Source organism: uncultured Aquimarina sp., from assembly GCF_947492965.1.
In the GTDB taxonomy this organism is placed as follows: Bacteria; Bacteroidota; Bacteroidia; order Flavobacteriales; family Flavobacteriaceae; genus Aquimarina.
In genome coordinates, this window is record NZ_CANLOZ010000007.1 from 1 (window position 1) to 14442 (window position 14442).

14 protein-coding genes and 2 tRNA genes are annotated in these 14442 nt (G+C 34.7%); 9 read left to right on the top strand and 7 right to left on the bottom strand.

Features of this window, described 5'->3' with window-relative positions; genetic code table 11:
• Nucleotides 1-3 precede the first annotated feature (3 nt).
• The 3 genes from Q1B37_RS17535 to proS all read right to left on the bottom strand — a co-directional run bounded on the left by Q1B37_RS17535 (nucleotide 4) and on the right by proS (nucleotide 1772).
• A tRNA-Glu gene (locus Q1B37_RS17535) sits at nucleotides 4-75 on the bottom strand.
• Nucleotides 76-142: 67 nt separating this feature from the next.
• Nucleotides 143-214, bottom strand: a tRNA-Glu gene (locus tag Q1B37_RS17540).
• 79 nt (nucleotides 215-293) lie between these two features.
• On the bottom strand, nucleotides 294-1772 hold the full coding sequence (gene proS / locus Q1B37_RS17545; RefSeq protein ID WP_299900742.1) for a proline--tRNA ligase: 1479 nt from the start codon (nucleotides 1770-1772) through the stop codon (nucleotides 294-296).
• Between the two features lie 99 nt (nucleotides 1773-1871).
• On the opposite strand from proS, the gene Q1B37_RS17550 reads away from it, so the two are divergent.
• Complete coding sequence (locus tag Q1B37_RS17550; protein ID WP_299900744.1) at nucleotides 1872-2948, top strand: hypothetical protein; 1077 nt, start codon at nucleotides 1872-1874, stop codon at nucleotides 2946-2948.
• A 178-nt stretch (nucleotides 2949-3126) separates the two neighbouring features.
• Nucleotides 3127-4659, top strand: coding sequence for an outer membrane protein transport protein (locus tag Q1B37_RS17555; RefSeq protein WP_299900746.1), 1533 nt, complete (start codon nucleotides 3127-3129; stop codon nucleotides 4657-4659).
• Nucleotides 4660-4718: 59 nt separating this feature from the next.
• On the opposite strand, the gene Q1B37_RS17560 is transcribed toward Q1B37_RS17555, so the two are convergent.
• Complete coding sequence (locus tag Q1B37_RS17560) at nucleotides 4719-6251, bottom strand: T9SS type B sorting domain-containing protein (RefSeq protein ID WP_299900748.1); 1533 nt, start codon at nucleotides 6249-6251, stop codon at nucleotides 4719-4721.
• 336 nt (nucleotides 6252-6587) lie between these two features.
• Between Q1B37_RS17560 and folE the strand changes: the two genes are divergently transcribed.
• The 4 genes from folE (at nucleotide 6588) to lgt (ending at nucleotide 10118) form a co-directional block, all read left to right on the top strand.
• Entirely contained in the window at nucleotides 6588-7265 is a 678-nt protein-coding gene (gene folE, locus Q1B37_RS17565) for a GTP cyclohydrolase I FolE (RefSeq protein ID WP_299608126.1), read from the top strand.
• A gap of 41 nt (nucleotides 7266-7306) precedes the next feature.
• Entirely contained in the window at nucleotides 7307-8803 is a 1497-nt protein-coding gene (cysS, locus tag Q1B37_RS17570) for a cysteine--tRNA ligase (protein WP_299608129.1), read from the top strand.
• Between the two features lie 24 nt (nucleotides 8804-8827).
• Nucleotides 8828-9073 (top strand): membrane protein insertion efficiency factor YidD, encoded by a 246-nt coding sequence (gene yidD, locus Q1B37_RS17575; protein ID WP_299608698.1) that lies wholly within the window; start codon nucleotides 8828-8830, stop codon nucleotides 9071-9073.
• Nucleotides 9074-9167: 94 nt separating this feature from the next.
• The gene (gene lgt / locus Q1B37_RS17580) at nucleotides 9168-10118 is read left to right on the top strand and encodes a prolipoprotein diacylglyceryl transferase (protein WP_299608132.1); all 951 of its coding nucleotides are present in this window, start codon (nucleotides 9168-9170) and stop codon (nucleotides 10116-10118) included.
• Nucleotides 10119-10219: 101 nt separating this feature from the next.
• On the opposite strand, the gene prfA is transcribed toward lgt, so the two are convergent.
• On the bottom strand, nucleotides 10220-11296 hold the full coding sequence (prfA, locus tag Q1B37_RS17585) for a peptide chain release factor 1 (protein ID WP_299608135.1): 1077 nt from the start codon (nucleotides 11294-11296) through the stop codon (nucleotides 10220-10222).
• 121 nt (nucleotides 11297-11417) lie between these two features.
• Here prfA and Q1B37_RS17590 point away from each other — a divergent pair, with 121 nt between their 5' ends.
• Together Q1B37_RS17590 and Q1B37_RS17595 are read left to right on the top strand one after the other, a co-directional pair.
• Nucleotides 11418-11780, top strand: coding sequence for a hypothetical protein (locus Q1B37_RS17590; RefSeq protein WP_299900750.1), 363 nt, complete (start codon nucleotides 11418-11420; stop codon nucleotides 11778-11780).
• An 89-nt stretch (nucleotides 11781-11869) separates the two neighbouring features.
• Complete coding sequence (locus tag Q1B37_RS17595; RefSeq protein WP_299608140.1) at nucleotides 11870-12064, top strand: hypothetical protein; 195 nt, start codon at nucleotides 11870-11872, stop codon at nucleotides 12062-12064.
• A gap of 62 nt (nucleotides 12065-12126) precedes the next feature.
• Here Q1B37_RS17595 and Q1B37_RS17600 read toward each other — a convergent pair whose 3' ends face one another.
• Nucleotides 12127-12624 (bottom strand): DUF1648 domain-containing protein, encoded by a 498-nt coding sequence (locus tag Q1B37_RS17600; protein WP_299900753.1) that lies wholly within the window; start codon nucleotides 12622-12624, stop codon nucleotides 12127-12129.
• 57 nt (nucleotides 12625-12681) lie between these two features.
• On the opposite strand from Q1B37_RS17600, the gene Q1B37_RS17605 reads away from it, so the two are divergent.
• Complete coding sequence (locus Q1B37_RS17605; RefSeq protein WP_299900755.1) at nucleotides 12682-13176, top strand: peptide-methionine (S)-S-oxide reductase; 495 nt, start codon at nucleotides 12682-12684, stop codon at nucleotides 13174-13176.
• Here Q1B37_RS17605 and Q1B37_RS17610 read toward each other — a convergent pair.
• Complete coding sequence (locus Q1B37_RS17610; RefSeq protein ID WP_299900758.1) at nucleotides 13173-14354, bottom strand: AIR synthase related protein; 1182 nt, start codon at nucleotides 14352-14354, stop codon at nucleotides 13173-13175. The genes Q1B37_RS17605 and Q1B37_RS17610 overlap by 4 nt on opposite strands.
• Between the last annotated feature and the right edge of the window lie 88 nt (nucleotides 14355-14442).

Consider the following 14442-nt stretch of genomic DNA (forward strand, 5'->3'; position numbering starts at 1 on the left):
TCGTAGCCCGTAGGGGAATCGAACCCCTCTTACCAGGATGAAAACCTGGCGTCCTAGCCGATAGACGAACGGGCCATTTTCCTTTTTCCAGGAGTGCAAATTTATAGCTTTCACTCTAAACTTGCAATTATTTTTTTATTCGTAGCCCGTAGGGGAATCGAACCCCTCTTACCAGGATGAAAACCTGGCGTCCTAGCCGATAGACGAACGGGCCATAGTTGTTTGCCTAATTGCGGATGCAAAAATACAACTATTTTTTAATGGCGCAAGTGTTATTTTATTTTTTTCTAAAATTAATATGCTTTTGCGAATAACACCCTTACTTTAGAAGGGTTTCCGCTATACACACAAACACCATTTTCTTCTTTCGCATCAAAAGGAATACAACGTATAGTAGCTTTTGTTAGCTCTTTTATCTTTTGTTCTGTTTCTGCTGTACCATCCCAATGAGCAGATATAAACCCTCCTTTATTCTCTAAAACTTCTTTAAACTCTTCAAAAGAATTTACTTCAGTAATATGACTATCTCTATACTGAGTTGCTTTTAAATGTAAACTTTCCTGGATTTCCACTAATAAAGCTTCAATGGTGTTAACAACATCATCCTTTTGTACAAACTGTTTTGACAATGTGTCTCTACGAGCAAGCTCCACAGTTCCTTTTTCCAAATCCTTAGGTCCTATCGCAATGCGCAAAGGCACTCCTTGTAATTCATACTGCGCAAATTTTGCTCCAGGCCTATGTGTATCTCGATTATCAAATTTTACCGAAATCCCCTTAGCTCTTAAATCCGCAACTAACTGATTTGCTACTTCCGAAATCTGATCTAACTGCTCCTCTCCTTTATAAATAGGTACAATAACCACTTGAATTGGAGCTAAATTAGGAGGTAAAACCAACCCATTATCATCACTATGCGTCATAATCAACGCCCCCATTAATCTTGTCGAAACTCCCCAAGAAGTTGCCCAAACATAATCTTGTTTTCCTTCTTTAGAGGTGAATTTCACATCAAAAGCTTTTGCAAAGTTTTGCCCTAAGAAATGAGAGGTTCCAGCTTGAAGTGCTTTTCCATCTTGCATTAACGCTTCGATACAATAAGTATCCTCAGCACCCGCAAAACGTTCGCTCTCTGTCTTCCTTCCTTTTACAACGGGAATCGCCATAAAATTTTCAACAAAATCTGCATATACGTTGTTCATTTGTTCCGTTTCTGCAATAGCCTCTTGTCTTGTTTCATGAGCCGTATGTCCTTCCTGCCATAAAAATTCCGCCGTTCTCAAAAATAAACGTGTTCTCATCTCCCATCTTACTACATTTGCCCATTGATTCACTAATATCGGCAAATCTCTATAAGACTGTATCCAACCTTTATAGGTATTCCAAATTATAGCTTCAGAAGTAGGACGTACTATAAGTTCTTCTTCTAATTTTGCGTTTGGATCCACTATTAATTTCGAAGCATCGTCTGGATCTGTTTTTAATCTATAATGGGTAACTACAGCACACTCTTTTGCAAACCCTTCTGCATTTTTTTCTTCTGCTTCAAAGAGACTTTTAGGCACAAAAAGAGGAAAATATGCATTTTGATGACCTGTTTCTTTAAATTTTTTATCCAATTCAGCCTGCATTTTCTCCCAAATTGCATACCCATAGGGCTTAATTACCATACACCCTCTTACCGCTGAATTCTCAGCTAAATCAGCCTTTACGACTAATTCGTTATACCATTTAGAATAATCTTCACTACGTTTCGTTAGATTTTTGCTCATAACTTGCTATTTGGCACAAATGTTGTGACTTTGTTAAATAAAAAATAGTTAGCGCAAAACTAACTAAATTTGTATTGTTCAACAATAAAATAAGGAGATATGCGACTTAAAAATTATTTTCAAAAAAATGGAGCTGTGGGGACTTTCCTAGCAGTCTCTGTTCTTATGTTGACATCTTGTGGCTCGTATGAATATGTATCGTATGATGATGGTATTTATGGTGAAGCAAGAAGCCAAAGGAACTATGAACCTCAACCAACTGAAACCACACCACAATCTAATTCAAATTATTATTCTAATTATTTTTCAGAAAAATCTGCTCAGATTGACAATGTAATTGAACAAGATGCGATTTTTACTGATATAGATTCTTATTCTAGTGATAATTACAATCCAGCAGACACTACTGATGTAGCTTTAAACTATGAAGGTGGTCAACCTACATGGGGTAGTGATTATGACGAAGTATCTGTCAACATCATTAATACAGGATGGAATAACTGGGGTTGGAATGCCTGGGGTCCTGGTATTGGATGGGGATGGAACAACTGGGGATTCAACTCTTGGGGTTGGAATGCTGGTTGGGGTCCTGGATTTGGATGGGGCTGGAACAACTGGGGCTGGAATGCTGGATTCGGATGGGGTAACCCATACTGGTATGGCGGCGGATTCTGGTGTCCTCCTTATTACAACTACGGATATGGTTTTTATGGACGTAACAGAATAGCATACAATCGAGGATTTAGAAATCGTGGCTTTAGAAATGCATACGCTAGTAATTTCAGAAGCCGAAGCGCTTACAATGCAAGATCTAGATCTTTTAATAATAGATCCAGAAGCCGAAATTATAATAACAGAAGTTCCTATAATAATAGGAGAAGAATTTCTGCTAACAATAATAGACGTACAAGAACTTCTACATACTCTGGAAGAACTAGATCCTCTAATAACGGAAATTACTCAAGATCAAGATCTGTTAGCCCTAACAGGAGTAGTTCTCGATCAAGAAACTATAGCGGAAGCTCTAGGAGCTCCAGAAGTTCTGGATCTAGAAGTTACTCAGGATCTTCAAGAAGTAGTCGTAGTTCTGGTTCTTACCGAAGTAGTGGTGGATCTAGAAGCAGCGGATCAAGAGGTGGTAGCCGTGGCGGAAGAAGTCGTGGTGGAAGAAGATAATACAACACAAGTAGTTACCTCTACTTAATTTCATTTATAACAAATAAACCTATTACAGTATAATACAGTTTATTCGATCAAGATATTTATAGCATTTTAATACCCTACTAATATCTTGATCGTATTTACTTGTTATATATAAATAATTAAGAGTTTCTCTTATTTATCGAATCCATATATGAAAAAGATATTTTTAATTATAAGCATATTGTCCTTCTCTTTAACAAATGCGCAGGATATCACTGATGCGGTTAGATTTTCTCAACAAGAAATTTTAGGAACAGCTCGCTTTAGAGGAATGAGTGGAGCATTTGGAGCTTTAGGTGGCGATCTTTCTGCCTTGCAAATCAACCCTGCAGGCTCTGCTGTATTTCTTAACTCATCAGGATCTATTACACTTTCATCATCTAATATTCAAAATGATGTAAGCTATCTAAATGGTTTTAACGAATCCTCTTTTACTAATCTAAATTTTAATCAATTAGGAGCTGTTTTTGTATACAATAACAGAAATGAATCCTCCAAAATTGGCAGAATATCATTAGGAATTGCTTATGACCAAACAACCGATTTTGCTGAAGAATTATTTGCTTTTGGAAGTAGTAACAATTCGATTGCCGAATATTTTGTAGCACAGGCTCAAGGTGTGCCACTTTCAATCGTTGGACCGACTACAGGAAATGAAAGCGTCCAAGATGTTTATATAGATCTTGGTGAAAATAGTGGCAATAATGGTTTTAGATATCAACAAGCTTTTTTAGGAAATCAAAGTGGTATCATCATCGCAGATGACCCAAGTGATCCTGATAATGTAAATTATTCTTCTGCTGTAGTTACAGACATCAACAATCCAGTTGATCAAGATTATTATTACGAAAGCACAGGACTTAATGGTAAGTTTACCGTAAATGCAGGAATGCAAATACACGAAAGATTCCATTTGGGATTCAATTTAAATTCACATTTTATCAATTATGATAGAGTTACCATATTTGATGAGTTCAATAATAATGCTGGAAGTAGTATAAATGAAATCTCTTTTACTAATAGATTATCTACCTTTGGTGCGGGATTTTCTGCACAAGTAGGTGGAATCTTAAAAGTATCTAATCGTTTAAGATTAGGAGCTTCCTTCGAGTCACCAACATGGTATTATATTGAAGAAGAGACTTCGCAACGCGTTAGAACGGTTAACACCACAGGAAATATTAATGTTGTCGACCCTAATGTAATCAATATTTTTCCGGAGTATCAATTACGAACTCCAGCAAGAGCAACTGGAAGTGTTGCTATCTTATTTGGAAAACGAGGTCTTATTAGCCTAGATTATTCATACAAAGATTATGGATCAACTGAATTTGATTCAGATGGATTTGATGATTTTTCAGATTTGAACAGAGAAATAGAAAATACTTTACAAGGAGCTTCTACTCTTAGAATTGGAGGAGAATTAAGAAATGGAAACTGGAGTTTTAGAGGTGGTTACAGCTACGAAGAAAGTCCATATCAGGACGAAATAACTCTTGGAGATAGAACTGGTCTATCTCTTGGTATTGGTTATAATTTTGGGAAAGTTAAATTTGATGTAGCCTATGACTATTCTGAGCAACAACGAAATCAGCAATTTTATCCAAATTCTTCGTTCACCAATTTTGCTTTTGTAGATAGTTATAGAGACAACCTTACATTTACACTCAGTCTCAATTTATAAAAGATATAAAGTCGCAAAATAAAAAAGGAGTTGATTAGCATCAACTCCTTTTTTATTTCTTATCGAATTAGAGAAAAACTTCCAGAAAAAGTTCTTCTACCTCTATTCGGATCCCGATCCGATTGCTCATTAAATTCTACTCTAAACCAATATTGAGAAGAAGGCATTAAATTTCCATTATAGGTTCCATCCCAGCCAGGCCCAGTTGGATTTAATTGTTTTAACAATTTACCGTGTCTGTCAAAAATATACACTAACGCGGGAGTAGGTTGATCTTCTGGATTTATAAGGTTCCATGTTTCATGAAAACCATCTCCATTAGGTGTAAAATATTTAGGGTATCCCAGAATCATAATATCCACTGAGGTTCTTTCATTATCTGGACAGTTTGCATATCTAGCAACGATTCTATAATCTCCAGGAGGAACCTGTTCAAAAACGGGTGATGATTGATATTCTCTATACTCAACAAACACTCCATCCATATTAATATCTCTGTCCAATCGGTATTCAAAGTCAGTAAAGCCTTCCGCCTCTACTATAGGATCTGTAGATACCTCTGCAGTAAGTGTATAAAACCCTGAAAAAGATTCTTCTGTTATAGTATAATCTACCTGAAAAGCTATTTGCGAAACATCTAATACAGATACCTGATCTGGTGAGTCTGGCACTTCGATACCGTTTGAATCAAAACCCCTCAATTGATAAATCCCATTTGAAGTAACATTATCATAAAAAGGAAATGTAGCTCCGGGTATATCCACAAAATTAGTATCTCCTAAATCTGCTCTAGCCCATTGAAATGTTACCGCAGCTGGAACCGCAGGAGGACCTGAACTTGCTGGAAACCTACCTTCTATTGTTAAAGGAAACTCTCCACAAGTGGCTATTCTATCTTGTGGTATCCCAGGTTCCAACACACTACAATCTGTAGTTCCTGCTCCATCTTCACCAAGATTGGTCTGCTCTAATTGAATTACTCCTGCTTCATCAGCGAAATTTGTGATTAACACAATATAAAACTCACCTGTTTGAGCATCAGGAATCGTAAAAGTCTCAATAAAATTATCATCTGAGGTTCTTGCATAACTACAATCTACAATATTTGTATTATCCTCATCATTAATATAAAAATCTGGCTCATCTACATTGTTCACACACTCTGCTGGTCGTATATTCTCACCATCTCCATTAAGGTCACATCCACGAGAAAGCTGATCTTCGCAATCGATAATAAAAGATGTCTGGAATGGTCCCCACGCGATAAAATCAACATCTAACTGTCGTTCATCACGATCTAAACGACTATCTACATCAGCATCTACCCATTGACGAATATCAAAGACTAATTCGCCAGGTTCATCTATGAGAATAAAATACCAAGAAGGGTTTGGAGTAGTATTTAAACACCCAACTTCTCCTAGCCCACTGATATCACCAGTTGTATTGGGAAAAGTAAGTTCTAACGATTCATCAGAACAAAAGGGTTGAGAATTCTGACAGGCAGTATCAAAATCCTGAGCATTGACATATTGACCACAAAGGCCAAATAGCGCAAAATAAAATAAGATTTGAGGTAGTAATTTTGACATATTTTATATAACGTAGGTTAGTCTATTTTCTTGTGTAGGAATTAAATTTACTAATTTTTAAGAAAGTGTCTAGAAAACCACAAGAATATTTATAATTGTTAACATAGCTTTTACTAAGTAAAAAGACAAAATTGTATCTTTGCAGCCTGTTTTATAATTGATTTCTTTTGAATTACAATTTTTAGAATTTAACTTGATTATAAAATGTAGGAAATTAAAAAAAGAATACCTTAAAATTGTAAGTACAAGTAATCTTCTTTCAATTTTAGATAATAAACATTTGCAAACACAAGTGTACGATTATAATTCTTGAAGTAATAACAAAAATTTGAACTTGTGAAGATAGACAAGGCCCTTGAAGCTATTGAAGCGCTAGGTGATAATCATGTAGCTACTAGCGCAACTACACCTCTAAGAGAAGATGCTTTTAAATTAAGTGATAAAGAAAAAATCGCTTTGATTAGAGAAGATGTAAGACACATTATGGAAACCTTAGGATTAGATCTTGATGATGATAGTCTAAGTGGAACTCCACAACGAGTTGCAAAAATGTTTGTAAATGAAATTTTCGCAGGCTTACACCCGCAGCGAAAACCAGAAGCCTCTACTTTTGATAATAACTACAAATATGGTGAAATGCTTGTTGAAAAAAACATTACTGTTTATTCTACTTGCGAACACCACCTACTCCCCATTATAGGAAGAGCACATGTAGCTTATATCTCTAACGGTACCGTTGTTGGCCTATCAAAAATGAATCGTATCGTGGATTATTATGCAAAAAGGCCACAGGTTCAAGAACGTTTGACGATGCAGATAGTTCAGGATCTTCAGGTAGTACTAAACACTAAAGATGTTGCTTGCGTGATAGATGCAAAACACTTATGCGTAAACTCTAGAGGAATTAGAGATATCGAAAGTAGTACGGTTACTAGCGAATTTGGAGGTAAATTCAAAGAAGAATCTGTTCGTAGAGAATTTTTAGACTACATTAAATTAGACACTAGATTTTAATCCACATTTATTAATCAATCACAATAAGCACAATCAAAATTATGGTAGCAACTCCGTTGTACAAAACTCAGGAACTTAAAATTTACAACTCTCTTTCTAGTCAGAAAGAGGTATTTATTCCTATAACAGAAGGAAACATAGGCATGTATGTTTGTGGACCTACTGTTTATAGTAACGTACATTTAGGGAATTGCAGAACATTTATTTCTTTTGATTTAGTCTATAGATATTTAAAACACCTAGGATATAAAGTACGTTATGTTCGTAATATCACAGATGCTGGTCATTTAGAAAATGATGCTGATGAAGGTGAAGATAAAGTTGCTAAAAAAGCACGTTTAGAACAGCTAGAACCCATGGAAATTGTACAACGTTACACCTTGGATTTTCATAATATTTTAGCGAAGTTCAACAACATTCCACCGAGTATAGAACCTACAGCTACTGGTCATATCGTGGAGCAAATTGAGATTATTAAAACTATTATTGATAACGGATTTGCTTATGTAGTTAACGGATCTGTATATTTTGATGTAAAGAAATTTAACGAAACTAATCAATACGGAAAATTAAGTGGCCGCAATCTAGAAGATATGATTGCTAATACCCGAGAATTGACTGCTCAGAGTGATAAGAAAAATCCACAGGATTTTGCCTTATGGAAAAAAGCAGAACCTAAACATATTATGAGATGGCCATCACCTTGGGGTGACGGTTTCCCAGGATGGCATTTAGAATGTACCGTAATGAGCACAAAATACTTAGGCGAAAAATTTGATATTCATGGGGGAGGAATGGATCTTAAATTCCCACATCACGAATGTGAAATCGCCCAAGGAGAAGCCGCTTGTGGAGTAACACCAGTAAATTACTGGATGCATGCTAACATGTTGACGTTAGATGGTAAAAAAATGTCAAAATCCACTGGAAATATTCTATCTCCGGCAGAAATATTTAGTGGCGAGAGTGATAAATTGAATAAAGCTTTTGCTCCAACAGTAGCGCGCTTTTTCATGTTACAAGCTCATTACAGAAGCATTTTAGATTTTTCTAATGATGCTTTAGAAGCTTCTGAAAAAGGTTTCTACAAGTTAATGGAATCCGTTAAAACCTTAGAAAATCTAAAAATCAGCGATAATACCAATGGTTTCGATGTTCAAAATTGGATAAAAGAATGTTACGATGCCATGAATGACGACTTTAATAGTCCGATTTTGATAGCTAAACTATTTGAAGCGGTAAAATTCATCAATTCTGTAAAAGAAGAAAAAGCTACTATCTCTAAGGAGGATTATGAAAATCTTAGAACAAAAATAAATGATTTTGTCTTTGATGTTTTAGGACTAGTAAATATTAATGAAGCATCTTCAGATATTAGCGATAAGCTTTCTAGCACGGTAGAATTGTTAATCAATTTAAGAGCTGAGGCTAGAGCAAACAAAGATTTTGCTACTAGTGATAAAATAAGAGATGAATTGCTAGCAATGGGTATCCAGTTAAAAGATGGTCGAGAAGGAACCAGCTTTACCCTTAACTAATATATTTTGAGCTCTAGAATAACGTTGCGAAAAATTTTGACAGCTCCTTTTATTGGATTGATTAAGTTTTATCAAAATTTCATCTCTCCACTAACACCTGCAACTTGTCGATATCAGCCAACATGCTCGCATTATAGTTTAGAAGCGCTTCGAAAACACGGATTAATCAAAGGTGGAAAACTTGCTATAAAACGTATCTTTAGTTGCCATCCTTGGGGAGGCAGCGGATATGATCCTGTTCCTGATTCTTGCTGCAAAAAGAAAAGTTAACTCAATCATATGATAGTTTAACTCAATATTATTTCAATTATAATTTTGACTTCAATTAAATACCTATATTTACCCTAGAAAAATAGATTTCTATATGATATTCTCTAAAATAGTTTGGAATCCGATCGAAGGATTGGATCTTGGTTTTTTTGTCGTTCGTTTCTACAGCCTAATGTTTGTTGTTGCTTTTTCTCTAGGATGGTATTTGATGAAAAAAATATACATCCGCGAAAAGATTTCTATGGAAAAACTAGATTCTGTTTTTATCTATGCTGTCATAGGAACACTATTAGGAGCTAGGCTTGGTCATGTATTTTTCTATGATTGGGACTACTACAGAAACAATCTCCTTGAAATCATTTTACCGTTTAAGTTTAATCCTGCGTTTGAATTCATTGGTTTTAGAGGACTTGCAAGCCATGGTGCTGCCATTGCATTTATCATTGCTATGTATTATTACTCTAAAAATGTATTAAAAAAACACCCATTATGGGTAATGGATAGAGTAACTATTCCTGCAGCATTTGGAGGTATTTTTGTTCGCTTAGGAAACTTCTTTAATTCAGAAATTATAGGAGAACCTTCAGGAGATTCGCCATTTGGGGTAAAATTTATCCGTGATGGTCTAAGTAAAGCAGAAGTGATAAGGGAAACTGGAATTAAAAATGTAAATGAGGCTTATTCTGCAGTGGTAAATAATCCTAAATTCGCAAACCTTTTAGAGGCCATTCCTTATAGACATCCTGCACAATTATACGAAGCTTTTGGATATATCTTTGTATCCTTGATTCTTTGGTTTATTTATTGGAAAACGGACAAAAGAAACAATAGAGGATTCCTTTTTGGTATGTATATGATGTTGATATTTATTGTTCGATTTATCGTAGAGAGTGTTAAAAAGAGTCAAGGTGGTTTTGAAGATGCTTTAGGGGATGCCCTATCTACAGGACAATGGCTGAGCATACCTTTTATTTTAGTTGGTCTTTATTTCGTAGTCCGAGCAAAAAAAGTAGAAGAAGCACCAAAATCATACACGTTAAAATAACTAACCAAGTATATTATATAAAAAAGAGGAAAGTTTTAAAACTTTCCTCTTTTTGTCTTCTTAAAGAAATCCTTTTCTCTAGTCTTATAATCATATTAAGACTAAAAAACTTCGTTGGATTCTTTTAATTTCTCTGTATTTTCTACTAGCTGAAGTTCATCAATAATTTTCTGAATATCTCCATTTATGATATTACTTAAATCATATAAAGTTAACCCGATACGATGGTCTGTAACACGACCTTGCGGATAATTATAAGTTCTAATTTTAGCAGAACGATCTCCAGAAGAAACCATACTTTTACGCTTTTCAGAATCTGCAGCTTGCTTTTTGGCAAGTTCTAATTCATATAATCTCGATCTAAGTACTTTTAGTGCTTTTTCTAAATTCTTGTGGGATGATTTCTGATCCTGACAACTTACGATCATTCCTGTAGGCTCATGATGTAACTTAATAGCAGAATATGTGGTATTCACTGACTGTCCTCCTGGTCCTGTAGAAGTGGTTCGTTCAATTCTTACTTCTGTCATATCCAATTCTACATCAAACTCTTCAGCTTCTGGCAATACCATTACAGTAGCTGCACTGGTATGCACTCGACCTTGCGTTTCTGTCTGTGGAACTCTTTGCACACGATGCACTCCTGCTTCAAATTTCATGGTTCCATACGCATCTTCTCCATTCACTTCGAAAATAATCTCCTTGTATCCGCCACTAGTTCCTTCGCTAAGATCCACTACGCTAGTACTCCATCCTTTTCCTTCGCAATACTTAGTATACATTCTAAATAAGTCTCCCGCAAAAATACTCGCCTCATCACCACCTGTTCCCGCTCTAATTTCGACCACGCAATTTTTAGCATCTTCCGGATCCTTAGGAACAAGCATAAAACGAATTTTCTCTTCTAAAGCAGGTAGCTCCTCTTTAGCCTCATCTAACTGCATTTTAGCCATTTCTACCATTTCTGGATCACTCCCATCTGAAATAATTTCTTCAGCCTCTTTCTTATTATCCGTTAACTCGATATACCGATCTCTTTCATCCATTAATGCCTTGAGATCTTTATATTCTTTATTAAGCTTTATATATCTTTTTTGATCTGCAATAATATCAGGCTGAATGATCAAATCATTCACCTCATCAAATCGCTGCTTAACAATATTTAATTTATCAATCATAATTCTATCTGTCCTGTCCGTGGAATTTACAAAAGTACATTTTTTTGAGCAAAGGTCATACGCATTTTCTGAATCTAAACAACAATCTTGTAACTCAAAAAAATGTATCTTTACAACTCATATGACTGGAAACAATAATACATACAACAAAAAGCTGATTTTTAGTTGGTTTATGACTCTTTTGCTCTTTTTGGGCATTGGAGGATATTCTAATTATACATCACCTATTTCTTTTCAAGAAAATATTGAACTTGTTGTTTCTGATAAGCAAAGCTTAGTTAAAGTAATTTCTTTAGGGAATGCGTTTAATAAGTCTTCCTATTTTATTATTACCTCCACACTAAGTTCAATTTCGAAGCACCATGAAACTATTGCTTCGATCATGTATAAAAAACTTGATACGATAATTTCATCGGAAATTAAGTATCATTTATTATTCCACATCCCTACTTATTCTTCTGAAGAAGAAAGTCTTTTTGTTTAAAATATAGGTCTTCCAAAAGACCTAATCCTTTATTTCAAATATCATTAATTCCACTATCGTACCTGCTAGTGGTTTACACTATTTTAAAAATGAAAAGATTTAAAAAAGCAATAAGACGAATTGTCTTAGTATTATTTATTATTATGGTCGCAATGATTCCTGTACCCATCTTCTATCAGAAAAAAGAAGGTAAATTCAATGATGATAACACAATTGAACTCATAGAAACAAAAGAAGAGGACAACGAATCAGAAACAATTCAATTTAACAAAGAACTCGGATAACACCTTACAGACCAAAGTTTACATTCTCGGGAGCTTGAACAAATGTTTCGAGCTCTCGAAAATCAATTAGTAATTTTCCTAGATTTCAAAATAAAATATATCATTACACCGAGTAAAGCACCAATAAATACTGGCAAAAACCAATTTCCTAAACCATCATAAGCCCCAATCGCAACCTGTATAGAACCATATAAAATATAAGCAAAAGACCATGCAATGATTAAATTAATTACTCTTATTAATCTAGTGGTTATTTTATAATACCTAGGAGCTGAATCTTCTGATATTTTCGAAGGGTAATTGAACTTATGAGGAAACTTATTAAGAATATAAAGACCTACTACCATCAACAACCCAATTACTGGTAGCACCCAAATTGAGGTTTTAGAACTGTAATTATCTGGTTCGCCTTTTGCATTAAAATGTGTTGGAATTTGATCTGGAAGATCAGCATTATAGACAATCGGAAGTAATAACAAAACTCCCAAACCTATAAATGCACATACTTCAAACACAATATCTGTAGCGTCTTTCTTTATATTAATTATTGGATTCCCCATAACTATTTAATTAATTTAAAAGTACTAATAAAGGATTTAATTACGATTTTTACAATTATGAGTTATGTAAAAATTGGTTTTGGAGGTGGATGTCATTGGTGTACAGAAGCTGTTTTTCAGTCCTTACGTGGAATCATAAAAGTAGAACAAGGCTATATTGCCAGCACTGATCAAAATAATTATTTTTCTGAAGCAGTTGTCGTAACCTATGACCCTCAAACAATTGAGTTACATGATTTAATAGAAATCCATTTACATACACATAAAAGTACTTCTAATCATAGTTTCAGAAAAAAATACAGAAGTGCAATTTATTATTTTAATGATCATGAAAAAGAAGTTATAGCTGCTATTATCTCAAAACTAAATCCCGATTTTGATAATAAGTTAATTACTCAAATCCTAAAATTTCAATCATTTCAGTCATCAAGAGAAGAACTTCTTAACTATTATACTAATAATCCTGAAAAACCATTTTGTAAACGTTACATACACCCAAAACTACAATTGCTAAGGGAAAAATATGCTCACAAAACAAAAGGGATTATTTAGCTATACATAAACTCACCAAACTCACTCTGTATAGTAAGTTTTTTGGATGCAGCTTCTTCTACTCGACCTACAACCTTAGCATCCACATCAAAACTTTTAGAAATACTAATAATTTCATCTGCAATTTCAGGAGAAACATACAACTCCATTCGATGCCCCATATTGAACACTTGATACATCTCTTTCCAATCAGTTCCAGAATTTTCTTGTATTAACTGAAACAAAGGAGGTACATCAAATAAATTATCTTTGATAATATGAAGGTTTTCTACAAAATGTAAAATCTTAGTTTGTGCTCCTCCACTGCAATGTACCATTCCATGAATCGTATCACTATCAAATTTAGATAATATCTTTTTTATAATTGGTGCATAAGTTCTAGTAGGAGACAATACAAGTTTACCTGCGTCTATGGGAGCATTTTCTACTGCATCCGTAAGCTTTGTTTTTCCTGAATACACAAGTTCAGAAGGAACTGCGGCATCAAAGCTTTCTGGATATTTCTCTGCTAACACCTTATGAAACACATCGTGTCTTGCTGAAGTAAGCCCATTACTACCCATTCCTCCATTATATTCCTTTTCATACGTAGCCTGACCAAAAGATGCAAGGCCTACAATCACATCACCAACCTTAATATTCGCATTATCAATAACATCTTTACGTTTCATCCTTGCGGTTACTGTGGAATCTACGATAATTGTTCTCACCAAATCACCCACATCAGCAGTTTCTCCACCGGTAGAATGAATTGTAACTCCAAAGCCTTTAAGCTCCTCTAACAACTCTTCTGTTCCATTAATAATTGCAGAAATTACTTCTCCAGGAATTAAATTTTTATTTCTACCAATGGTAGAAGACAACATGATATTATCCGTAGCTCCTACACATAATAAATCGTCTATATTCATTATTAATGCATCTTGTGCTATCCCCTTCCAAACTGAGACATCGCCTGTTTCTTTCCAGTACATATAAGCAAGAGAAGATTTTGTACCAGCTCCGTCTGCATGCATTATTAAACAATAGTCCTCATCTGCTGTAAGATAATCAGGAACGATTTTACAAAATGCTTGTGGAAAAAGACCCTTATCGATATTCTTTATTGCACTATGAACATCTTCTTTAGATGCCGAAACACCTCGCTGAGCGTAGCGTTTACTTACTTCTTGACTCATTATTATTGTATTATACCACTAGTAAAGGGCAAAGATAATCGAATTAATTTCGATTTTAGTACTAAGAATTGCGATTTATTAGAAGTAA

Coding starts and splice junctions, on each gene's coding strand:
- Q1B37_RS17550 (WP_299900744.1), top strand. CDS start 1,872: ATGCGACTTAAAAATTATTTTCAAAAAAATGGAGCTGTGGGGACTTTC.
- prfA (WP_299608135.1), bottom strand. CDS start 11,296: ATGATTGATAAATTAAATATTGTTAAGCAGCGATTTGATGAGGTGAAT.
- Q1B37_RS17560 (WP_299900748.1), bottom strand. CDS start 6,251: ATGTCAAAATTACTACCTCAAATCTTATTTTATTTTGCGCTATTTGGC.
- Q1B37_RS17600 (WP_299900753.1), bottom strand. CDS start 12,624: ATGGGGAATCCAATAATTAATATAAAGAAAGACGCTACAGATATTGTG.
- Q1B37_RS17555 (WP_299900746.1), top strand. CDS start 3,127: ATGAAAAAGATATTTTTAATTATAAGCATATTGTCCTTCTCTTTAACA.
- Q1B37_RS17605 (WP_299900755.1), top strand. CDS start 12,682: ATGAGTTATGTAAAAATTGGTTTTGGAGGTGGATGTCATTGGTGTACA.
- Q1B37_RS17590 (WP_299900750.1), top strand. CDS start 11,418: ATGACTGGAAACAATAATACATACAACAAAAAGCTGATTTTTAGTTGG.
- cysS (WP_299608129.1), top strand. CDS start 7,307: ATGGTAGCAACTCCGTTGTACAAAACTCAGGAACTTAAAATTTACAAC.
- Q1B37_RS17610 (WP_299900758.1), bottom strand. CDS start 14,354: ATGAGTCAAGAAGTAAGTAAACGCTACGCTCAGCGAGGTGTTTCGGCA.
- proS (WP_299900742.1), bottom strand. CDS start 1,772: ATGAGCAAAAATCTAACGAAACGTAGTGAAGATTATTCTAAATGGTAT.
- lgt (WP_299608132.1), top strand. CDS start 9,168: ATGATATTCTCTAAAATAGTTTGGAATCCGATCGAAGGATTGGATCTT.
- Q1B37_RS17595 (WP_299608140.1), top strand. CDS start 11,870: ATGAAAAGATTTAAAAAAGCAATAAGACGAATTGTCTTAGTATTATTT.